This window comes from Clostridium oceanicum, assembly GCF_039521385.1.
Classification (GTDB): domain Bacteria; phylum Bacillota; class Clostridia; order Clostridiales; family Clostridiaceae; genus Clostridium_F; species Clostridium_F oceanicum.
Window position 1 is genome coordinate 111,578 of the sequence record NZ_BAAACG010000001.1, and the last position, 23,025, is coordinate 134,602.

The 23,025-nt window shown below is 25.8% G+C and carries 20 protein-coding genes; 16 read left to right on the forward strand and 4 right to left on the reverse strand.

Annotated elements, in window-relative coordinates:
• Nucleotides 1-18: 18 nt before the first annotated feature.
• The gene (locus ABDZ71_RS00500; RefSeq protein ID WP_343757741.1) at nucleotides 19-810 is read right to left on the reverse strand and encodes a GDSL-type esterase/lipase family protein; all 792 of its coding nucleotides are present in this window, start codon (nucleotides 808-810) and stop codon (nucleotides 19-21) included.
• 616 nt (nucleotides 811-1,426) lie between these two features.
• On the opposite strand from ABDZ71_RS00500, the gene hydG reads away from it, so the two are divergent.
• The 3 genes from hydG (at nucleotide 1,427) to glpT (ending at nucleotide 5,036) form a co-directional block, all read left to right on the forward strand.
• On the forward strand, nucleotides 1,427-2,839 hold the full coding sequence (hydG, locus tag ABDZ71_RS00505) for a [FeFe] hydrogenase H-cluster radical SAM maturase HydG (protein WP_343757743.1): 1,413 nt from the start codon (nucleotides 1,427-1,429) through the stop codon (nucleotides 2,837-2,839).
• On the forward strand, nucleotides 2,832-3,152 hold the full coding sequence (locus tag ABDZ71_RS00510) for a hypothetical protein (RefSeq protein WP_343757745.1): 321 nt from the start codon (nucleotides 2,832-2,834) through the stop codon (nucleotides 3,150-3,152). Before hydG ends, ABDZ71_RS00510 begins: the two co-directional genes overlap by 8 nt.
• 531 nt (nucleotides 3,153-3,683) lie before the next feature.
• Nucleotides 3,684-5,036, forward strand: coding sequence for a glycerol-3-phosphate transporter (gene glpT, locus ABDZ71_RS00515; protein ID WP_343757747.1), 1,353 nt, complete (start codon nucleotides 3,684-3,686; stop codon nucleotides 5,034-5,036).
• Nucleotides 5,037-5,145: 109 nt separating this feature from the next.
• Here the strand turns inward: glpT and ABDZ71_RS00520 are convergent, their stop codons facing one another.
• Nucleotides 5,146-5,589, reverse strand: a complete 444-nt coding sequence (locus tag ABDZ71_RS00520) for a hypothetical protein (RefSeq protein WP_343757748.1) — start codon at nucleotides 5,587-5,589, stop codon at nucleotides 5,146-5,148.
• Nucleotides 5,590-5,725: 136 nt separating this feature from the next.
• Here ABDZ71_RS00520 and ABDZ71_RS00525 point away from each other — a divergent pair, with 136 nt between their 5' ends.
• From ABDZ71_RS00525 to ABDZ71_RS00535, 3 genes are all read left to right on the forward strand, one after another.
• Nucleotides 5,726-6,358, forward strand: coding sequence for a serine/threonine-protein kinase (locus ABDZ71_RS00525; RefSeq protein ID WP_343757749.1), 633 nt, complete (start codon nucleotides 5,726-5,728; stop codon nucleotides 6,356-6,358).
• A 664-nt stretch (nucleotides 6,359-7,022) separates the two neighbouring features.
• Nucleotides 7,023-7,379 (forward strand): hypothetical protein, encoded by a 357-nt coding sequence (locus tag ABDZ71_RS00530; RefSeq protein ID WP_343757750.1) that lies wholly within the window; start codon nucleotides 7,023-7,025, stop codon nucleotides 7,377-7,379.
• Nucleotides 7,380-7,670: 291 nt separating this feature from the next.
• Nucleotides 7,671-8,162, forward strand: coding sequence for a prolyl-tRNA synthetase associated domain-containing protein (locus ABDZ71_RS00535; RefSeq protein WP_343757751.1), 492 nt, complete (start codon nucleotides 7,671-7,673; stop codon nucleotides 8,160-8,162).
• A 179-nt stretch (nucleotides 8,163-8,341) separates the two neighbouring features.
• Here the strand turns inward: ABDZ71_RS00535 and yjeM are convergent, their stop codons facing one another.
• A complete protein-coding gene (gene yjeM / locus ABDZ71_RS00540) occupies nucleotides 8,342-9,862 on the reverse strand; it encodes a glutamate/gamma-aminobutyrate family transporter YjeM (protein ID WP_343757752.1) in 1,521 nt (506 codons plus the stop codon).
• Between the two features lie 370 nt (nucleotides 9,863-10,232).
• Here yjeM and ABDZ71_RS00545 point away from each other — a divergent pair, with 370 nt between their 5' ends.
• The 5 genes from ABDZ71_RS00545 (at nucleotide 10,233) to ABDZ71_RS00565 (ending at nucleotide 14,633) form a co-directional block, all read left to right on the forward strand.
• Nucleotides 10,233-11,423: a dicarboxylate/amino acid:cation symporter gene (locus ABDZ71_RS00545; RefSeq protein ID WP_343757754.1), complete on the forward strand. Its 1,191-nt coding sequence runs from the start codon at nucleotides 10,233-10,235 to the stop codon at nucleotides 11,421-11,423.
• 402 nt (nucleotides 11,424-11,825) lie between these two features.
• Complete coding sequence (locus tag ABDZ71_RS00550) at nucleotides 11,826-12,071, forward strand: SemiSWEET transporter (protein ID WP_343757756.1); 246 nt, start codon at nucleotides 11,826-11,828, stop codon at nucleotides 12,069-12,071.
• Nucleotides 12,072-13,062: 991 nt separating this feature from the next.
• Nucleotides 13,063-13,770 (forward strand): YeeE/YedE thiosulfate transporter family protein, encoded by a 708-nt coding sequence (locus ABDZ71_RS00555; protein WP_343757758.1) that lies wholly within the window; start codon nucleotides 13,063-13,065, stop codon nucleotides 13,768-13,770.
• 27 nt (nucleotides 13,771-13,797) lie between these two features.
• Nucleotides 13,798-14,025 carry a sulfurtransferase TusA family protein gene (locus ABDZ71_RS00560; protein ID WP_343757760.1) on the forward strand — a complete coding sequence of 76 codons (228 nt, stop codon included), beginning with the start codon at nucleotides 13,798-13,800 and terminating at the stop codon, nucleotides 14,023-14,025.
• A gap of 74 nt (nucleotides 14,026-14,099) precedes the next feature.
• Entirely contained in the window at nucleotides 14,100-14,633 is a 534-nt protein-coding gene (locus tag ABDZ71_RS00565) for a YeeE/YedE thiosulfate transporter family protein (RefSeq protein WP_343757762.1), read from the forward strand.
• Between the two features lie 105 nt (nucleotides 14,634-14,738).
• Here the strand turns inward: ABDZ71_RS00565 and ABDZ71_RS00570 are convergent, their stop codons facing one another.
• On the reverse strand, nucleotides 14,739-15,629 hold the full coding sequence (locus ABDZ71_RS00570; RefSeq protein WP_343757764.1) for a LysR substrate-binding domain-containing protein: 891 nt from the start codon (nucleotides 15,627-15,629) through the stop codon (nucleotides 14,739-14,741).
• Nucleotides 15,630-16,082: 453 nt separating this feature from the next.
• On the opposite strand from ABDZ71_RS00570, the gene ABDZ71_RS00575 reads away from it, so the two are divergent.
• From ABDZ71_RS00575 to ABDZ71_RS00595, 5 genes are all read left to right on the forward strand, one after another.
• On the forward strand, nucleotides 16,083-17,783 hold the full coding sequence (locus tag ABDZ71_RS00575) for an FAD-dependent oxidoreductase (protein WP_343757766.1): 1,701 nt from the start codon (nucleotides 16,083-16,085) through the stop codon (nucleotides 17,781-17,783).
• A gap of 332 nt (nucleotides 17,784-18,115) precedes the next feature.
• Nucleotides 18,116-18,676 (forward strand): nitroreductase family protein, encoded by a 561-nt coding sequence (locus ABDZ71_RS00580; protein WP_343758236.1) that lies wholly within the window; start codon nucleotides 18,116-18,118, stop codon nucleotides 18,674-18,676.
• Nucleotides 18,677-19,103: 427 nt separating this feature from the next.
• The gene (locus ABDZ71_RS00585) at nucleotides 19,104-20,516 is read left to right on the forward strand and encodes a sigma-54 interaction domain-containing protein (RefSeq protein ID WP_343757770.1); all 1,413 of its coding nucleotides are present in this window, start codon (nucleotides 19,104-19,106) and stop codon (nucleotides 20,514-20,516) included.
• Nucleotides 20,517-20,832: 316 nt separating this feature from the next.
• A complete protein-coding gene (locus ABDZ71_RS00590) occupies nucleotides 20,833-22,044 on the forward strand; it encodes a CaiB/BaiF CoA transferase family protein (protein ID WP_343757772.1) in 1,212 nt (403 codons plus the stop codon).
• A gap of 129 nt (nucleotides 22,045-22,173) precedes the next feature.
• Nucleotides 22,174-22,953: an acyl-CoA dehydratase activase gene (locus tag ABDZ71_RS00595; protein WP_343757775.1), complete on the forward strand. Its 780-nt coding sequence runs from the start codon at nucleotides 22,174-22,176 to the stop codon at nucleotides 22,951-22,953.
• The last annotated feature ends 72 nt before the right edge of the window (nucleotides 22,954-23,025 follow it).

Sequence of the window (23,025 nt, forward strand, 5' to 3'; positions counted from 1 at the left end):
AAACTGAAAATTATGTGATTATAATTTTTGTCTTAAATAGTTTAGCCATAAACTATAAAATTTTGCATTAAAATGGATACCATCTGGTTCGTATAAATAGTTTTTATTAGCAATGACTGGTCTAATATCTATAAAATTAACCTTTTCTTTTTTAGCTACTCTTTTTACAACATCCAAAAATAGACTAGACCTAAAATTAGAAAGCTTTTTATTTCTTTGTTGAGCTTTAGGTTGTGCAGGCATTACTGACTGAAGATATATTTGAGAATTTGGAAGAGCTCTTTTTATATCTTTAACCAGTTTTGTATAGTTATCTTCAAAATCCTTAGCATCGGAAAAGAGTTCTAAATCATTTTCCCCATAAAGTATAAATATCCTTTTGGGATTTAAATTTTTTAGTTGAGGAACGGATTTTCTAGCTTTTATTACGTCTTGTCCCTTTTTAGCTAAAACAGAAGATGAATTTAGTATATTATAAAATTCTAAAGCTTCAGTAATGGAATCTCCCATAAATACTGAGTTTTCAAAAAATAGTTTATTACTTTTATTAGAAATTTGTTTTTGTATTTTTTCGTAAGACTCAGTTTTATTATTATTATTAGAATTTCCATCCTCTGATAGTTTTTTTTCTATATTATTTATATCTCTATTTTCTAGTTTTTGAAGCAAAGCATAGTTTTTCTTTATTAAAGCTTCTTCTTTTTTCTTGTTTAAATATATTTTTGTTATAAAAAAAGTGGTTGTTATAATTACTAGAATTAAAATTAATATTGTAAATTTCTTTATTGTTTTCTTATTATATTTTTTCATTTTTAGTACCTCTTATAATAAATTATAGTAATATTTAATATTAAAAAATATATACAATTAGTAAATAACATACACATAATATAATATAATTTTTTGTACATATTTTGGTTACAAAGTTGTTAAAAATTATTATATAAATTTAGGATTTAAGTAGTAAAACTAATATTTTTGTGTTTTTATAAACTTATATAGTATATTAAAACATAAAATTCCTAAATTAATTTTAAATTAATTAAATATATTAAGCAACAACTATTTTAGATTGTTTTAAAAATAAAATAGTAGTTAGGAAGTATAAAATTATTTTTATATAAATTAGTATAGAAATTTATAAATAATAAGTAATATATTTACATATAAATAATTGAATGATATATTTAATTGATGAGGTTCAAATTATTTGAGAGTATTCTTAAACAATTTGTTCATTAAATAAATAGAACCTTACAAAGAAGAGTAATCTAATTTGTAAAGGAATATATTATAGCTATTGTTTTATGCTACTAATAACTTTCCTTTTCAGGAAAGTTTTTTGTATGCTTTATCCATAAAAACTATATATGAATTAGTTCTTCTTAAAAGAGTTCTGTTACTTTAAAATATTTGGAGGTATATGATGGAAAGCAAAATTGAAAAGAAAGATTTTATCGACGATGAGAAAATTTGGGACGAGCTAAATAATGCTATTAATCCTGATCCTAAAGAGATAAGAAATATACTTAAAAAATCAGAGAATAAAGTAAGATTAGAACCTTGTGAAACAGCAAAGCTTCTTCAAGTAGAAGACAAAGATTTATTAGAAGAAATGTTTTCTTTAGCTAAAAAGATAAAAGAGGATGTGTATGGTAAAAGAATAGTTTTCTTTGCACCTTTATATGTAGGTAATAAGTGTCAAAATAATTGTTTATATTGTGGATTTAGAAAAGGTAATGAATCTATTGTTAGAAAAACTTTAACTATGGATGAACTAAGAGAAGAAGTAAGAATTATGGAAAAGGCTGGACATAAAAGATCTATACTAGTTTATGGAGAATCAAAAGATTATGATGCTGATTTTATTGCTAAAACAATAAAGGTTGTATATGATACTAAACTTTGTAAAGGAGAAATTAGAAGAGTAAATATTAATGCAGCTCCTTTAGATATTGAAGGGTATAAAAAACTTTGTGAAGTTGGAATAGGAACATACCAGATTTTCCAAGAAACTTATCACCACGAAACTTATTCAAAAGTACACCCTAAAGGGGATAGAAAAGGTGATTATAAATGGAGACTTTATGGATTAGATAGAGCAATGAAAGCAGGTATTGATGATGTAGGAATAGGAGCATTATTTGGATTATATGATTGGAAATTTGAAGTTATGGGTCTTTTATATCATACTATTCACCTAGAAGAAAAGTTTGGAGGGGTAGGTCCTCATACAATATCTTTCCCACGAATAGAAGAAGCAATAGATACACCGTTTTCACAAAATCCTAAATACAAAGTTTCAGATGAAGATTTTAAGAAACTTGTAACTGTAATTAGACTTTCAGTGCCATATACAGGAATGATTTTAACTGCTAGGGAAAGTCCAGAAGTTAGAAATGAAGTACTTCCTTTAGGAATATCTCAAATAGATGCAGGTTCAAGAATTGGAGTTGGTGGATATAAAGAATTTGAAAAAGGGTATATTCCAGAAAAAGAGCAATTTCAATTAGGGGATATGAGGTCTCTAGATGAAATTATAAAAGACATATGTAAGGCAGGGTATATACCTTCTTTTTGTACAGCAGGATATAGATCAGCAAGGACAGGAAAAAAGTTTATGGGACTTGCAAAGCCAGGACTTGTACACAATTTTTGCATGCCAAATTCTATTTTGACTTTTAAAGAATATTTATTAGATTATGCATCTGAAGAAACTAAAAAAGCTGGAGAAAAAGCAATAGAAACACATTTTGAAAATCTTCCAAAGGAAAGAAAAAAAGTGGTTAGGGAAAAACTTGAACTTATAGAAAAAGGAAAAAGAGATGTATATGTATAATAAAAAGGATTTTATAAAGCTTTTAGAAAGTATATTAAAAGAGATTTTAAAGAAAGAAGATTTTAAAACCACAGTAGATAAAGTATGTAATAGTATTACGGAGTATTATCCAAATACTCAAATATCTTTAGCAGAAAAGTTAGGAAGAAGACTTTCTTATATAGGTGGTTCTGGTAAGGAAACTTATATTCCATATGAGGTTATAGAATTAAATAATAACTATTCTATAGTTGTACAAAATTTTAAAGAAATACCTTTAGAAAATAGAGATTTATTAATATCTTTATTTAAGATTTTATTAGTTTTAAAATAGCATAGAAATATATTGTAATTATATATTGACAAAAAAGTAATAATAAACTATTATATAAGAGGAAAAAATATTCATAAATATTGGGATAAAATCAATTTATTAATAAAATTGTAAAGGTTATAATTTCAATGTTTTACTATATATAATGTTAAAACTTAATTATGTGTTGAGGGTGAGATATAGAGAGCCTCGTTTTTAAAGATAGACGCCATGATTCTATCTTTAAGGCGAAGGCTTTTTTTATGTTCTTTGTGAAAACGTTAACTAGAGAATTATTTGAAAAACACATAAACAAAATAGCAAATAATTGTGTAAATTTATAATATGTAAATTTACTTAAATTATAAAGTTGAATTAGATATATTAAAATAAATAATAAGTGAAAGATGAAGGTGTGTTTAAAAAAATACAATAACTTCAGTTCTCATAATAGTTGTGCTATTAGTAGAATTAAAGGAAAAAGTATTCTATAAAACAGACTAGTATAGTACTAATTATTTATTTGAGTATGTCTTAAATGGAGGAGTAAAAATGATAGGATTTTTAAAACCGGCACCTCATATAGAGCGTTTGCCACAAAGTAAAATTGATTCCACTTATAAAAGGTATCGTATTCAAGTTTTTTTAAGTATTTATATTGGGTATGCTATGTATTATTTTGTTAGAAGTAACTTTTCAATTGCTAAGAGTTATATGATGACACAACTTGGATTTTCTAAAACAGAACTTGGAATTATAGCTTCTGGGTTAGGAATAGCCTATGGAATAAGTAAATTTGTAATGGGAAGTTTTTCAGACAGATCTAATCCAAAATATTTTTTAGCCTTAGGACTTATACTATCTGGTCTTGCAAATTTATGTTTAGGAGTAACATCAAGTATACCAATATTATTCATATTAATGACAATAAATGGTTGGGTACAAGGTATGGGATGGCCACCATGTGGTAGAACTATGACTCATTGGTTTTCAGATAAAGAACGTGGAGTTAAAATGTCTATTTGGAATACTGCACATAATGTAGGAGGAGGATTAATAGCTACAATAGCAGTTTTAGGAGTAAATATATTTGGAGGAAGTTATAAAGGTGCTTTTTATTTTCCAGGTATAATAGCAATTGCAACAGGAATATTATTTATGGTATTTGCTAAAGATACTCCACAATCAGTAGGATTACCACCAATAGAAGAATATAAAAATGATTACCCAGAATTTGAAGTTGAAGTAAAAGATAGAGAAAAAGAATTAACAGCTAAAGAGATATTGTTTAAATATGTATTAAATAATAAATTTTTATGGATTATTGCTATAGCTAATTTATTTGTTTATTTAGTAAGATATGGTGTTTTAAATTGGGCTCCAGTTTATCTAGAGCAAGTAAGAGGCTTTGATAAAAGTCAAGCAGGATGGGCTTTTGCATTATTTGAATATGCAGCTATCCCTGGTACTATAATAGTAGGATGGATAAGTGATAAAATATTTCATGGACGTCGTGCCCCTGTTGGAGTATTTTGTATGATAGGAGTTGCAATTGCAACATTTATATATTGGAAAAGTACAAGCTTACTTGCTATAGATATAGCATTGGCATCAGTGGGAGCTTTGATTTATGGCCCGGTTATGCTTATAGGAGTTTCAGCACTTGATTTAGTTCCTAAAAAAGCTGCTGGTACTGCTGCTGGATTTACAGGATTATTTGGTTATATGGGTGGAGCTGTATTAGCAGAAGTATTATTAGGAACTATATTTGATAAGTTTGGATGGGATGGAGGATTTATGCTTCTAATTGCCTCTTGTGTTTTTGCTATAATATTCCTATCATTTACTTGGAATGTTCACGATAGAAGTGAAAAAGACGGAGATAAAGAAAAAGTTGCTTGCTAATGATTAAAAGTTTAATAAAAAATAGTATAAATTATAAATAGTATTAATTATAAATAGTATTAATTTTATAACCCTTGAGTACTATAGTACTCAAGGGTTATAAAACATATCAGTTGATTTCTCCTAAAGGACAGAAATTCATTTCATCTAATAAATCATTAGTATCAATTACATTTAAACCTTTATTAATTGAAAATATTATTATAGAATCTCTAGGGTTTTTAGCATAAAGTTGGCCAACATTACCTAGTATTAAAGCTCTTTGAGTATTATCCATGTTTAGTTTGCAAGATAAGCATAGTTGTAGTATTTTATCTCTACTTGGTTTTTTAGTACCATTTAATATTTGGTATCCGTAAGTTCTATCTATGTTAGAAGCTTCAATTAGCTTGCTTTTTTTTATATTATTTTCTTTTATAATATTTTCAAAATAGGTACAAAAATCAATAGTGCTAAAAGTAATCTTAGTTTTTTCTACATAATTGTTTAGTTTAGAGATATCATCTATCGAATTTAACAAATCTAAAAGTTCAGAAGTTTTTTTATCTTCCATAAAATGTCCTCCTTATAATGTAATTACTTATAATTGGTTGATATATGAGTATTATATATTATTTTATAAATATTATAATATATAGAAATATGATATAATTTTTTTAGTATAAAAGCAATATTTAAAGGGGATTTATATGAATAATTTAAAACTAGAGTATAAACTATCACTTTATGATATTTTAACTGAAATCAACAAAAACGAAAAAAGTGAAGTTTATTTAGTGCAACATAATCAAACTGATAATATTTATATAAAAAAAGTTTTGAAAAACTATAATATAGAAGTTTTCAAAAATATAGAAAAATTAGAAAATATTCATATTCCATATATTCATGAGTTTTTTGAATTTGAAGACAAACTTATATTAATAGAAGAATTTGTAAATGGATCTACTTTAGAAGATTTATTGAAAGAAGCTAAAAATATATCAGAAATTAAAACAATAAAGTATGCTTTGGATATTTGTAATGTATTAAAGAATTTACATAGTTTAGATCCTCCAATAATTCATAGAGATATTAAGCCTTCTAATATAATAATTAGTAATGATGGAGTTTTAAAATTAATAGATTATGATATATCAAGGAAATATAACAAAGATGGAAACTGTGATACTATGATAATGGGAACACAAGAATATGCATCACCAGAACACTTTGGTTTTTCACAAACAGATTGTAGAAGTGATATATACTCTCTTGGTGTATTGATGAATGTTTTAACTACTGGAAGTTACCCCAAATATAAAAAAACCAAGGGTTTTTAAAAGAAATAATAAAAAAATGTACTAACATATCACCAGACAATAGATATCAATCAGTAGAAGAGTTAGAAAAAGATTTAGAAAAAAATTTTGTTGAGATAAAGGAACTTAATATTAATAAACAAAAAAACATTTCTAACAGTTTTAAAGGTGAAAATAAAAATGTTAATAAAAAAATATCTTTGAGAAATTTTTATCAAATAATTCCTGGATTTAGAACTCATTGTATATGGAAAAGTATACTAGCTTCTTTTTGGTATTTTATTTTATTAATAATGTTAATAGGAGATAGTGAAAGTTCTTTTTTTGTAGATTTTGTACAGGTTATATTTTTAGTATTAATTACTATGTTGTATACAAATTTTTTGGATATAAAAAATCATTTGCCCTTAATTAATAAAAATGAAATTTATATGAAAATTTTAGGATATTTTATATATACAGTTATATTGTTAGCTGTAGGGGGAATATTTATGGGAAAATGATTTTAAAAAATTAAAGAAGTTAATATTTTTAAGGTTTTACTGACATGTTCTTTTATTTTTATATCTTTTAAAATGTATGCTACTAGCATACCAATAAAACTTCTTATTATAATAAAATAATAATTGTAAACACAGCAATTCATTATACATATTATTATTTTATTATATAGGAGGGCTTTTTAATGAAAAAAAGTAAAGCGTTAATTATATCAGCAGTGCTAGGAATTGCATATTCAATTTATTTAATAACTTATTTTGCAGGACTAGGAGGAGGATCAACTGCTGAAGCTGTAGGAAGTTCTATTGCAACAGCTCTAGTTACTCCTCATATGATTTGTGTAGTTATAGCTACAATATTTAATACAGTTGGGGCATTTTTTAATAAAGCTGGATTTGCTTTAACTGGGGGAATACTTTATTGTGTTGGGGGAGTATTATTTTTAATGTATATTCCATTTGTTATTCCAATGATAATTTTAAGTTTTATTGGATATGTAAGTGTAAAGAAAAATAAAATAAAAGCACAAAAAGTAGCATAAAAAAGCGCACAATCACATTCACATAAAAGCTATAAGCTTAGTTTTAAAATATTCTAAGTTTATAGTTTTTTTTTCTTTTTAAGTAACTATTTTAAATATATTAAAGCAGTAATTATATAGTGATTATTATACATATAAGTTTAATTATGAAAAATTATGGTATTATATTAATCAGATGATGTATTACCACGTCTTTTTATAGTATAATATAAAATTAATTATTAAATTTTAAAGTTTAATAAAAATATATTAATAGGTACATTTAATATTATAAAAGGAGGACAAAATTTAATGAATGAAAATGAACAAAAGGTATATAGAGTTTTAAATAACCTTGGTATTAAATATGATAAATATGAGCATGAAGCAGTATATACTGTTGATGAAGCTCAAAAGTTGAATATATCTATGCCTGGTAAGCATTGCAAAAATTTATTTTTAAGAAATAGAAAAGGCAAAATTCATTATCTTTTAATAATAGATGAATGTAAAAAAGCAGATTTGAAATCTTTACAAAAACAAATTAAATCTACTAATTTATCTTTTGCATCAGAAGAAAGGTTAAATAAATATTTATGTCTTAAGCCAGGTTCAGTTACTCCTTTTGGTTTAATAAATAATGAAGATAAATCTGTACAAGTGCTAATAGATAGGGACTTAATAGGATCAGATGAAATTTATTTTCACCCTAATGTAAACACTGTAACAATTGGTATTTCATATAATGATTTTGAAGCTTTTTTAAAGCATACAGGAAATAAGTTTACTTATGTTTCTATATAATATAAAAATCAGAGGTTTTATAATTAAAGTAGATAAAATTTTATTTATATAATAAACTATGAATAACATAAAAGCAGTTTAAATATATTTTCTAGGATTGAGAGAGATAAAATATTTTATAAATAAAGAAAAGAATAGAAAGGGTTTATTTTAAATCCTATACTATTCTTTTAATTTAATTATAAAGTTTTATTTTTGTTTTTTCCTTTTATAATATATTTTTTTTCATAAGAGTTATACATTAAAATAGCAACTATAATAAAAAATACAGGACCAATTATTGAGAAAAGTGTATCAGATATATTACCTTTTGTAGCTGGCTCTATTATTGTAAAGAAATTAGCAAATGCTATGGTAAATGTAACTACAATAGTAGCAATAAGAGTACTTTTTTTAGTTTTATAAACTTCAAAAGGCTTTTTTATTTCTGTCTTTTTTTTAAAAGAAATAAAGGCAGTTGATAAAAATACATAAGGCATAGTCATTGCAACATTTGTCATGAGAATCAATTTATTAAAGAATTTAGCAGCTACATCTCCTCCGAAGGATACTAATATAATAAATATCACTACAACTATACATTGAACACGCATAGCATTTATTGGCATACCATCTTTGATTTCTGCTAGGTTACCAGGCCATAGTTTCTTTGGTGTACCTTCTATAATTTGTTTTAATGGGGAATAGCATAGAGTAAAGAAAGCACCAGTTAAAGCTAAGAACATAGAAAGTCCTACAAATCTTGCAATCCAATCACCAACTAGTATTGATGATGCTTCATTCATTCCAAAAGAATGTCCTAATTGATAGCCTAAGTTATGCATTAACGAATAAGCTATATTACCTATATTTACATCTTTTGAAGATAAGGCAGTATTCCAGTTAGTAAAAATACCACATAAAAATATTCCTATAGAGTAACCAATTGCTATAATAATAGCTGAAATAGTGATTCCTTTAGGAAAAGTTACTTCAGCATTCTCTGTTTCGTCTACAAGACCTCCAACAACTTCTATACCTCCATAACCAAATATAGCAAAAACTATAAAAGCTAATACAGATATTGGAGTTTGATATGAAGGATTTGGGGAATGTACAAAAGATTTTATAGAAGTTATAGGTTCTGCTAAATGACCACCATTTGCTATAAGAACTATTATTGCACTTATTAGTAAAACAATGTTTAAAAGGGCAACAGCACTTCCACCTATAGAAGTTATTTTTGTGATTTTTTCTAATCCTTTAGAAGCAGTAAAGGTTACAAATATTATCCATACTATTCCTAATACTCCTAAAACTTGAGTTGAATTTAATCCTAAGAATCCCCAACTAGAAGTGGTATCTTTACCAAAAATGGCATTGGAAAGCGGAATCCATAATGTAGAACAAATGTTAACCATCCATATTATATAGGAGGCATACCACATAAAAGTTCCCATAAAAGCATATTTAGCACCTACAGATTTTTCCATCCATGAATAAATACCACCTTTTTCATCTTTAAAAGCTGCACCATATTCTGCCATCATAAATGCATAAGGAATAAAAAATGTTATAGCTGATAGAATATACCAAGGTATAGCTCCATATCCCATTAAGTAAAAAGATCTAGGCATATTTGCAAAACCAAATACTGAAGTGAAAATCATTAATATTAATGATAGCAATGTTAATTTTTTAGATTTTGAATTAGACGACATAATTTCTCCCTCCTTTTGTTTTGAATTTATTCCTTCATAATTAATTATAATTTCTATTAAGGTTAAAAATTACAATATTTTAAAATTTTTATAATTTTATTATTAATTTATATTTATAAGTATTAATTTAACAAATATATTTATTAAATTGATTATAAGGAGAAATATAATTTTAAAGTCATAAAATGTTATTTATAGTTAATATATTGATATGATTGAAGTTTATAGGTAGATATGATATAATTTCCATATATTTCATATGGGGTGTAATAAATAACTAACCTCTAAATAGTTTAAATTATGTATAAATTAATAATATATATTTATAATTTTTAATCTTTATAGTTAAAAATTAAAAGGGGGAAGTATTATGAAAAAACTAGGATTGATACCTAGAATTGTTATTGCTATTATTTTAGGTATTATAGTTGGAAACTATGCACCACAAGCACTTAATAGAGTTTTTCAAACATTTACATCAATTTTTGGGCAATTCTTAAATTTTTCAATACCTTTAATCATACTAGGTTTTATAGTAGCAGGTATTGCAGATCTTGGTACAGGAGCAGGAAAACTTTTGGGAGTTACAGTTGGACTTGCTTATTTATTTACATTAATATCAGGAACATATGCTCTTGTAGTAGGAAAACTTTTATTACCAAACATTATTCCAGCAACAGCTAATCTTCAAAAGGCTAAAAAGAGTCTTGAGCCATTTTTTAAGATGGAAATACCACCTATTATGGGGGTAACAACAGCACTTATATTTGCATTTGTATTAGGGCTTGGTATAGCTAAAATAAAAAATAAAACTTTAAAAGATATGGCTATAGGATTTCAAGAAATTATAAAATTAGTTATAGAAAAAGTAATAATACCATTACTTCCTATACACATACTTGGAATATTTGCTAATATGGCATATACAGGTCAAGCATCAACTGTATTTTCAGTATTTTGGAAAGTATTTATAATTATACTATGTCTTCATATTTCAATGCTTATAATTCAATTTATAGTAGCATGTTCATGTAAAAAAGTAAATGTATTTAAATCATTGAAATCTCAAATTAAAGGATATTTAACTGCTTTAGGTACACAATCTTCAGCAGCTACAATCCCTGTAAATTTACAGTGTGCTGAAGAAATTGGAACAAGCAAAGGAATAAGAGATTTTGTTATTCCACTTTGTGCAACTTGCCATTTATCAGGAAGTACTATGACAATAACAACTTGTGCAATGTCTGTTATGCTACTAAATGGTATGCCCCTAAATATAGGAACTATATTAGGTTTTATTGCAATGCTAGGAGTAACAATGGTTGCAGCTCCAGGAGTTCCAGGGGGAGCGGTAATGGCAGCTTTAGGAGTATTACAATCAGTATTAGGATTTAATGATGCTATGACTGGACTTATGATAGCTTTATATATAGCTCAAGATAGTTTTGGAACTGCTTGTAATGTATCTGGAGATCAGGCGATAGCTATGATAGTTGATAGACTTCAAGAAAAATGGAGTAAAAATAAAACTACTTCAACAACATCTGAAATTCCAGGTTAAATAATTAGAAATTTTAGGATAGACAGAAAAATGTCTATCCTTATTTTTATTTTAATAGTATAGATATTACTTTATATTATTAATTATAAATCATATATAATTAATACAATAATAGAAGTATAAAATTTAATACTATTTTATTTTTAATACAAAAACTGATAAAACATTGACAAATTGTTATTAAAACTATATAATACTTTTATGGTTTTTCAAATTAATGCATTTAATGTAAATATTTTCATAGAAAGGTAGGTGTATTTTTATTGATATAAAAGTATAACTTTATATTATTAAGATTAAATATCTAACCACAATATGGTAAATGTAAATTATTTAATGTTAATAGTTTCAAAGTGAAATGTAAATGATTAAATAAATTTTAATAAAAGTGAGGGAATTACATTGGAATATATAGGATTTATCGCAGCTACATTGACGACTGCTTCATTTTTACCACAATCAATAAAAGTTATAAAAGAAAAAGATACTAAGAGTATATCTTTAGCAATGTATGGAATGTTTACAGCAGGAGTATTTCTTTGGCTTTTATATGGTATAGCAGTAGTGGACAAGCCAATAATAATTGCTAATTTTATAACATTCATATTTGCTTTTAGCATATTAGTAATGAAGATTAAATATAAGTAATTTCAAACAATGTTCTATTTAAATACATAGTTAAAGTAGTGCCAAATATTTTGGTACTACTTTTGTTTTTATATTTATTTTTCACAATAGTACTATATTATTGATAGGCTGTATCCCCTTATAGAAATAAATAAAGGTAAACATAAACCAAGGTTTGGCAATAAAAAGCTTATTATAGTATATTTACAAGTAGCTTCATTTTCTTTTATATTTAGAAGATATTTTAGATATAGAAGAAAAATTTAAAAGGTATTGGATGAAATATATAACTTTAATTTTTACTAAGGTTTTAATAGGGATTCTTCTAAAAACACAAAGGAATTTTAAATAAAGATTTTTCTATTGGAGAGGAATATATAAAATAATTAGGCTATCCATTTTAAAAAATATATAACAGGAGGTATAGAATAAACTAATAAACGGATAACCTAACGGAGCTTAAAATGTATTTTATATGTTTAATTTATAATTAGAGGATTAACAATGTTGAGACATTATTAATTATTGACAAACTTAAATTAATTAAACATTAAATATTTAATAATTACTATATTAAATAAAAAAAGGGAGGAAACTGAAAGCAATAATTTACTTTCAGTTTTTTAGCTGAATTTGGAGGAAATATATAATAAAGAACCTTATAATTATAAAATAGTTTTTAGTTTTAAATCTAATAGTAGAAAGGTTCTTAAATTTAGTATTAGTAATAATAGCTTTGTTATGTATGGAAATTTTTATTGTAATTAAATGTAGTTATGTAGAATATTATGTATATAAATTTTACAATAATAAGTTATTGATATGATGTTATTTATAATATATAATTAATATTAGCTAAATTACTGCATTTTTTTAATTTGCTTTAAATATATTGGAAATTCAAAAAAGGGTTATATAAAAAAGAATACTTACTTTAAGAGTATAAGCATTAAAACTGTAATATTTAATTTTACAGTTTATTTTAATTTATAATATAAAAGGATGATGTCTATTGTCTAATGAAATGTCTAAATTAATAGAAGAAAGAAAAAAACAAAGGAAACAAGAAAATATAAAGAAAAAACCTAATTATAATCAATTTATTTTAGCTATAATTTTAATACTTATAATGGTAATTATATCTTTTTTGTTATTTAGAGACCAATATATGTATTCAATAAGTTTAATTTTAGGAACAGTTATTGGTTTTGTATTAAGAAGTTCTCGTTTTTGTTTTGTTTCTGCTTTTAGAGATCCCTTTTTAATTGGAAGTACTAAAATTCTGAGAGCTATAATATTAGCACTTATAGTTAGTACTATAGGTTTTGCTATTATACAATTTAAATATATTGAAATTAATGGTATTAACTATAATAATATTCCAGGAGCCATAGGATCCGTAGGACTTCATATAGCTATTGGTGCTTTTATATTTGGTATAGGAATGGTCATAGCTGGTGGATGTGCATCAGGAGTTTTAATGAGAATAGGGGAAGGACACACTATTCATTTAGTTGTTCTTTTAGGATTTATAATTGGAACTTTACTTGGAGCAAAAGATTATCCCTTTTGGGACAAGCATATAATGGGAATTAAAAAAGTAATCTATTTTCCCAAATATTTAGATTTTAAGCTAGTAGTAATAATTCAAATAGTCTTACTTGTAGCTTTATATTTATTAGCATTATGGTATGAAAAGAAAAAGTCAAAGTTTATATAAATATGTAGTTATTATGGAGGAGCAAATATGGCAATAAGAGAAATTAACTGTTTATATGAAGGGTGTCCTATACCTTTATTAAGAGCAATTAAGGAATTAAAAACTATGGAAAAAGGTGATATTTTAATTATATCCTCAGATCATAGTTGTGTAGGAATTAATATTGAAGAATGGGCACAAAAGAAAGGATATCCAATAGAACTAGTAGAAACAGAAGATGGAAGTTGGGAAGTGTATATTGAAAAAACTGAGTAGTATGAAACTTTAACAAATATAAAAATAATATTAAATGCAATATAAAATTTAATTATAGATTGAAGGAGGATAGTATGAAATCTATTATAACCTTCTTAAAGAAACCTTGGCCCTATTGGGTTGGAGGAATATTATTAGGATTATTAAATGTAATTTTATTAGGTCTAAGTGGTATAAGCTGGCAAGTTACCAGTGGTTTTTTGATGTGGGGTTCAGGGGTTTTAGATTGTTGTGGAATTAAAATTTTTGATTTGAGTTATTTTGCTTCTTATAAAGATTATTATGAACCGCTAATACAAAATCACAATATATTTCTAAATCAGTATACTATTTTGAATTTAGGAGTTATATTAGGATCTTTAATTGCAACATTACTTGCTTGTCAATTTAGATTTAAAAAAATAAAGAATAAAAAACAACTTATGTTTGCTCTTTTAGGTGGCATTATGATGGGGTATGGAACTAGACTAGGAATAGGTTGTAATATAGGTGCACTTTTTAGCGGTATACCATCTCTTTCTATGCATGCTTGGATATTTGGAATATTTACTATTTTAGGAGCATGGGTAGGAGTTAAAATATTGATGAATTTTATAGATATATTATAATTTGATAAAAACAATCTCAACTGAGAAAACTGAGTTGAAATTGTTTTTATTATATATAATTATTGGATTAGTAATATATTTATGTAATATAATAAAGATTTAAAACTAACAAAAACCTCTTTTGCTAGATATTATGAAATCTATAAACATTTTTTCGTATTCTGTTAAATCATAGTTTTTTCTATAAGTTATGTAATAGTTGAAAAAAGTACTGAAATTTTCGACTGATACTGTTTTAAGAGTTTTTTCTTTAAGTTCTTGTACTATAGTTAATTTAGGAAGAAGAGAATATCCTTTTCCTGAAATTATAGAGGATTTTATAGCTTGTGGAGAATTTAAATCATAAATTATATTTAAATCATTTATGTCTAAATCTTTATTTTTAAGAAAATCTTCTATTAGATGCCTAGTACCAGAATTCTTTTCTCTCAAAATTAAAGGTAATTTTTTAAACTCATCTAAGGTAATAGTATTTTTTAAAACTTTACTATTGCCAACTAGCACTAGTTCATCTGTAACTATTGTATTAAGTTCTAAATCATCTAGTCTATCAAAGTATTGTATAATTCCAATATTTATAGTATGATCTCTAAGTTTTTTTATTATTTCAGAAGAATTATTTACCTCTAGTTGTATATCTAATTCTGTATAAGTTTTTTTAAACGTATATACACTACAAGGAAGAGCATATTCTCCTACACTTTTACAAGATCCTATGATAAGTTTAGGGCTATTGTCTTTTAAGTTTTTTAAGTCTCTTTGTATATTTCCTTGTATAGATAACATAGTACTTGCATAATCAAATACTACACTACCTTCTTCAGTAAGTTCAACTCCTTTATTACTTCTGGTTAAAAGTTTTACTTTAAGGTCTTTTTCAAGATTTCTAAGTTGCATACTAAGACCTGGCTGAGTAACATGCAAGTGTTTAGCCGCTTTTGATATGCTGTTAAATTTCACTGTTGTATAAAACGCTTGTAAGTATTCAAGATTCATATTGTCACATCCTCAAAATAATATAAATAAAATATAAAAACTAAAAATTATTATGTTACTAGGTTATGTAAAAATAACCTTAAGTTATACAGATACTTAGTTTATTTAGTAATTTAAAAATGATTTTAGTTTTTATTTATAAGAAATTGTTATGGTATATAACTTTTTCTTATTATGAAAAGTAGTTAATAGATATTATAATAAAATTGACAAAAAAATAACACGAAATTGATTTAAATAGTCTATCAATTATTATTGTATATGAATTTGTTAATAAAAATCAATATATTAATATGATTTTTAGAATAAATTTTAAGTATTTTTAAATTAAATATGATTTTGAGAAAGCATATTTAGTTATACCTTACATAAAGCTTATAAATATTATAGTGTTGTCTAGATTTGTTATGAAAAAATATGTATATATTAAAATTAAATAATGGAGGTACACAAATGAAAAAGAAAATTTTAATAGTAGGTGGAGTAGCTGGAGGCGCTTCAACAGCAGCAAGACTTAGAAGAATTAGTGAAGAAGATGAAATAATAATGTTTGAAAGAGGACCACATGTATCCTTTTCAAATTGTTGTTTGCCATATCATTTAGGTGGGGTTGTAGAAAATTCTGATGATTTAGTTTTAATGCAGCCAGAAAAATTCTTATCACAATATAAGATAGAAGCAAGAGTTAATAATGAAGTAATGTCTATAGATAGAGAAAACAAAAAAGTTACTATTAAAAATTTACTAACTGGAGAAAATTATGAAGAGTTTTATGATAAATTAGTTTTATCTCCTGGAGCAAAACCTGTAGTACCACCTATAAAAGGAATAGATAATGTAAACACATTTACTATAAGAAATGTTGTAGATATAAAAAAATTAAGTAGTTTTGTAGATTCTATGAAAAGTAAGAATGTAGCAGTAATAGGCGGAGGTTTTATAGGAGTTGAGGCTGCTGAAAATTTAAAAGAAGCAGGATATAATGTAAATTTAATTGAAGCTATGCCCCAAATAATGAGACCATTTGACTATGATATGGTACAAATTCTTCATAAAGAACTACAAGATAACGGGGTAAATTTGGTTGTAGGAGATAAGGTGAATTCTTTTGAAAAAGATACAGTTGTTCTAGAATCTGGTAAAAAAATAGAAGCAGAAGTTGTTGTTATGGCAATTGGTGTAAAGCCAGAAACTGATTTAGCTGTAAATTCAGGATTAGAACTTGGAGAAACAGGAGCTATTAAAGTTGATCAAAATTTTAGAACTAATGATAAAGATATATATGCAGTAGGAGATGCTATTGAAGTTTATAATACTTTAACTAGAACTATGACAAAATTATCTTTAGCAGGTCCTGCTCAAAAACAAGCAAGAGCTGCAGCGGATCATATAAATGGAATTCCACCATTAAATAATGGGGTTATAGGATCATCTGTTATTAAAGTATTTAATTATAACGGTGCTTCTACTGGGCTTTCAGAAGGATTAATTAAAGCTCTTAACTTAAATATAAAATATGATGTAGTTAGAGTAATACCAGGAGATAAAGTTGGATTGATGCCAGGGTGTGAACCGCTTCATTTTAAATTATTATTTGAAGTTCCAACTGGAAGAGTTTTAGGAGCTCAAGCAATAGGAAAAGGAAATGCAGATAAAAGAATAGATGTAATAGCTACAGCTATAAAATTTGGCGCTACAGTAGAAGATTTAAGAGATTTAGAATTATGTTATGCACCACCTTTTGGAACAGCTAAGGATGTAGTTAATTTTGCAGGATATGTAGCTTCAAACATTTTAAATGATACTTTTAGACAAGTATATGTAACAGAAGTTAGAAAATTAGTTGAAAATGGAGCTTGTATTATAGATGTAAGAGAAAAAGATGAATATGAAGAAAGTCACATAAAAGGCGCTTTAAACATACCTTTAAGTGAAATAAGAGATAGATTAGATGAAATTCCAAAGGACAAGCCACTATATTTACATTGTAGAAGCGGACAAAGAAGTTATAATGCAGTATTAGCATTACAACATTTAGGATTTGAAAATGTATATAATGTTTCTGGTGGATTTATGGGAATATGCTTTAATGAGTATTTCAATGACCAAATAACAGGAAGAGAAAAAATAGTTACAGATTATAACTTTGAATAAATTTGATTAAGTAAGAAAATATAAAGGGCTAAAGCACTTTTATATAAAGACTTAGTTGTATGTTATTTAACAAACAATAGTTTGAATTAATAGAAAATTTAATTAGTATAATATAGTTTCTTGTATAAAACCATTATATTATATAAGAAATAATATAATGAAAGGTATGAACCTATTTAAATAAGGTTCATACCTTTTTACATAAAATAATATGTATAGTACAATAATATATATTTAATAATAAGTATATAAATAAGTATTAATATACTTACAAAGATTTTAATGGGCTTTAAGCAAATGATGAATTATTTAAAGGGAGAGAAACTATGATTATGAATGATACTTTAAAAGCGATAATGGAAAGAAGAACTACAAGAAAATTTAAAGAAGATCAAATAAAAGAAGAAGAAATAAACACAATACTTAAAGCAGGAATGTATGCTCCAAGTGCTCATAATGATCAGCCTTGGAATTTTACAGTAATACAAAATAAAGATTTATTAAATGAATTAAATAAGGAATCTAAAGAAATAGCTAAAACATTTCCCAACGAAACTATAAAAAAGATGGGACATAATGAAAAACTTAATATATTCTATGGTGCACCAACTATAATAGTAATATCAGGGAGAGAAAATGCTATGATGCCACAAATTGATTGTGCAGCAGCTACAGAAAATATGTTAATAGCTGCAGAATCATTAGATATTGGTGGGTGCTGGAATGGTATAGTAGGCTTTTTATTTGATAGTAACAAAGTAGAAATATATAAAGAAAAATTAGGTATACCAGAAGGTTATAGACCTTATTATGCTATAGCTTTAGGGTATAAAAAAGTAAAAATTACAAAGGCGTTACCTAGAAAAGAAAATTCAATACAATATATAAAATAAATTAGGATTAAAAAAGAGATAAAGAATAGATGTAATTAATAACAGTATTTATAAGAAGAAAACAACTTATAAGTGCTGTTATTTTAGTTTTATTTAATTGAAAAAAATTACCTTATATGTTATTATTTTATAAAATGATAAATTGTCTATAGTTATTTCAATTCTATATAATCATATCCTATAATTACTGATTTAATTTACTTTAGGCACATTCAGATAAATAACTAGTCAGTATACTAATCTATTTTGTGAATTACTTCTTTTTTAGAAATAACTAATAACACAGTTATTAGTAGATTTTAAGTTATTATATTTCACAAAATACATATATAGAATCTTTGACTTTTATTTATTTTTATAGATGTCTTATAATAATTAAATAATATTTAAGTTATGATGAATTTTAAGGAAGAGGAGATGTATTTAAATGGATGATAACGATTTATCCTCTGAAATTCATAAATACAATATGGAAACCTTATTAGACTGTATAGATGATATAGTATTAATTGTTAATGAAGATAAAGTAGTAGAAAACGTAAACAATGCTTTTTACAAATTAACAAATATAGATGGGAAAAAATTTATAGGGGAAAATATTTGGGCTTTAAAAGAAAAAGGTATAATGGAACAATCTATAATTTTAAGTGTATTTGAAAGTAAGAAAGTATTATCTATGGATGTAACTTATAACAATGGTAGTATTGTTACATATACAGCTATACCAGTTTTAGATGAAAAGAGAGAAATTACTAAAGTTATTGCTACAGGAAGGGATATAACTTATCTTTGTAGATTAAAAGAGAAATTGCAAAAGGTTAATAAAGAAAAACAAATATATATGAAAAAATTACAAAAGTATATGAAACAAAATAATGTTGTTTATTCTAGTGAGAAAATGACTAAAGTATTCAGTATTGCAAATAGAGCATCTAAAACAAATTCTCCTATATTTATAACTGGAGAATCTGGTGTTGGAAAAGAAGAGATAGCTAAATTTATTTATACAAATAGTAATAGAAAAGATAAACCCTTTATTACTATTAATTGTGCTGCTATACCGCCACAGTTGTTAGAATCAGAATTTTTTGGATATGAGGAAGGGGCATTTACAGGAGCTAAAAAAGGTGGAAGGAAAGGTCTTTTAGAAGAAGCAAATAAAGGAACTGTATTTTTAGATGAAATAGGAGAATTAAACATAGAAATGCAAAGTAAACTTTTAAGAGTATTACAAGAAAATAAAATGCTTAGAGTTGGAGGAAATAAGTATATTTCTTTAGATATAAGATATATTTGTGCAACTAACTTATCCTTTGATTCTTTATTAAACAATTCAAAATTTAGACAAGATTTGTATTATAGATTGTGTGTTATTCCAATAAATGTTCCTCCTTTAAGAGAGAGAAGGGAAGACATTGTACCTCTTATAAGTTATTTTTTGAGTATGTATAATAAAAAATATGATAGAAATATAAAGTTAAGTAAGTTTGTTATAAAAAAATTATATACTTATGAATGGCTAGGAAATATAAGAGAGTTAAAAAATATAATTGAAAGATTAGTTGTTTTATCAGAAGAAGATGAAGTAAAAGAAGAGGAGTTTAATATTGCAACAAGACTAGAACAAAGTACTAATAATAAGAAGAACATAAAAGAGCCTATTTCTATAAATGAAATGATAAATTTAAATGATGCCTATAAAAGGGTAGATCAAATTTTAATTAATAAGGCTTTAAAGCAATCGAAAACGATTAACAAAGCTGCAACACTTTTGGGAATAAACCCTTCTACTATATATAGAAAAATAAAAAAAGGTGATATAACAATAAACAAAGCTTAGGTATTTGCATAATGCAAGTACCTTTTATTTTTTATATAGTATATTTGCATTATTAGACTAAATATAGTTTAATAATAGATTTTTAAGCTACTTGTATCAAGGGCAAATAGAATTTTATTGCAAAGTACAAGGGTTTGTTGCATATTGCAATGAATTATTCTTGTAATAAATAATGAGAAAATTTAAAAAATGGGTAGGTATGCAGGTCGTACCACCTTTTTATAATATTGGCATCAAAAATGCTTTAGTAAATTATTGTTAATATTAAAACAATTTAATTTATTAATATATATTTATAAAAGGGGGAAATTTTATCATGAAAGATAATGAAAAGCTTTTAGAAGGAGTTAAAGTTGTAGAGCTTGCCACTTTTATAGCAGCTCCAAGTTGTACAAAAGCTTTAGCAGATTGGGGAGCAGATGTAGTTAAAGTTGAAGCGCCTTTTGGTGACTCAGCAAGGTATGCTGGTGCAAATTTCAAAATGCCTATTTTAGAAGAAGAAAATCCTTTATTTGAAACAGTAAATTCAAATAAAAGAAGTGTATCTATAAATTTAAAATCTGAGGAAGGTAAAAAAGTTTTCTTTAAACTTTTAGATAAAGCAGATGTATTAGTTACAAATATGAGAACAAAAGCTTTAAAAAAATTAGGGTTATGTTATGAACAACTTTGTGAGAAATATCCAAACATAATTTTTGCTCAAATACTTGGCTATGGTGAAAAAGGACCAGACAAGGATAAACCAGGATTTGATTATACTGCTTATTATGCTAGAAGTGGAATAATGGGAACTCTTATGGAAAAAGATACATCTCCAATAAATCCAGCAGCAGGATTTGGTGATCATCAAGCAGGAATGTACTTAGCATCAGGTGTTTGTGCAGCCTTATATAAAAAATTACGTACTGGAAAAGGAGAAAAAGTTACAGTAAGTCTTTTCCATACTGGAGTATATGGAATGTCTCTTATGATAGCGTCATCTAAATACGGGAATAATTGGCCAGTAAGTAGAAAAGCGCCTAATAGCCCATGTTTAAATTGTTATAAATGTAAAGATGATAAGTGGATTCAGATAGCTATAATTGAATATGATAAATATATATCAAAATTGAGTAAGATGATTGAACGTCCTGATATAGCTGATAACGAAAAGTTTAATACATCTAAAGCTGTAAAAAATAATATAGCAGAACTAGTTTCTATATTAGAAGAACAATTTAAAAAGAAAACTCTTAGCGAATGGAAAGAAATATTTACAAAAGGAGATATACCATTTGAAAAAGTACAAGTTTGGGAAGATGTAGCTGAAGATGAGCAAGCTTGGGCTAATGATTATTTATATAAAATACAATATGAAAATGGAAATTCAGGAGTACTTGTAAATACACCAGTTAAATTTAAAAAAATGGGATTACCAGAATTTAATAGAGCTCCTAAATTAGGAGAAAATACAGAAGAAGTACTTAAAGATTTAGGTATTTCAAATGAAAATATAAAAAATATGAAAGAAAAGAAAGTAATAAAATAATAGGCTGTTATTAAAATTTCATTTCTATTATGGGTAAAAATAAATTAAGTGTACATTTAATTTGAATAAAAAGAAAACATTTTCAAACAAAGATGTAAAAGCTTATTTTATAAACAGGAGGTGGTAAAAGTGTATACTATGGGAATAGATATAGGTTCAACAGCATCTAAAGGAATAATTTTAAAAGATGGTAAGGATATTATATCAGAAACTAATATTTCTGTGGGGACAGGTACTAGCGGACCAGAAAGAGCATATAATGGACTTTTTGATAAATGTAATTTAAAAGAAAAAGATATATCAAAAGTTATAGTAACAGGGTATGGGAGAATGCATTTTGATAAGGCTCAAAAACAAATAAGTGAATTAACTTGTCATGCTAAAGGAGCACATTATATATTTCCTAATGCGCATACAATAATTGATATAGGTGGACAAGATGCAAAAGCTTTAAAATTAGATTCAAAAGGCAGGCTTTCAAATTTTGTTATGAATGATAAATGTGCTGCTGGAACAGGAAGGTTTTTGGACGTAATGGCAAGAGTTTTAGAAGTTGATATTTCTGATTTAGAAAAGTTATCTTCTAAATCTAAAAGTGATATTACAATAAGTAGTACTTGTACAGTTTTTGCAGAGTCAGAAGTAATATCTCATTTATCTGCAGGAATAAGTAAAGAAGATATAGCAGCAGGAATTCATAGGTCAATAGCTAAAAGAGTAGCAAGTTTAGTAAAAAGAATAGGGGTAAAAGAGGAAATAGTAATGACTGGAGGCGTTGCTCAAAATTCTGGAGTAGTTAAGGCTATGAAAGAAGAGCTTAATATGGATATTAAAGTATCAAAATATGCTCAAATGAATGGAGCTTTAGGGGCAGCGTTAATTGCATGGAAAGAAGAAAAAAATAAATAGAATATAATAGATAAAAAATGTAGTTTTAAAAGTTATTATTATAATTAGTTTTAATTGAGTTAATTGCATAAT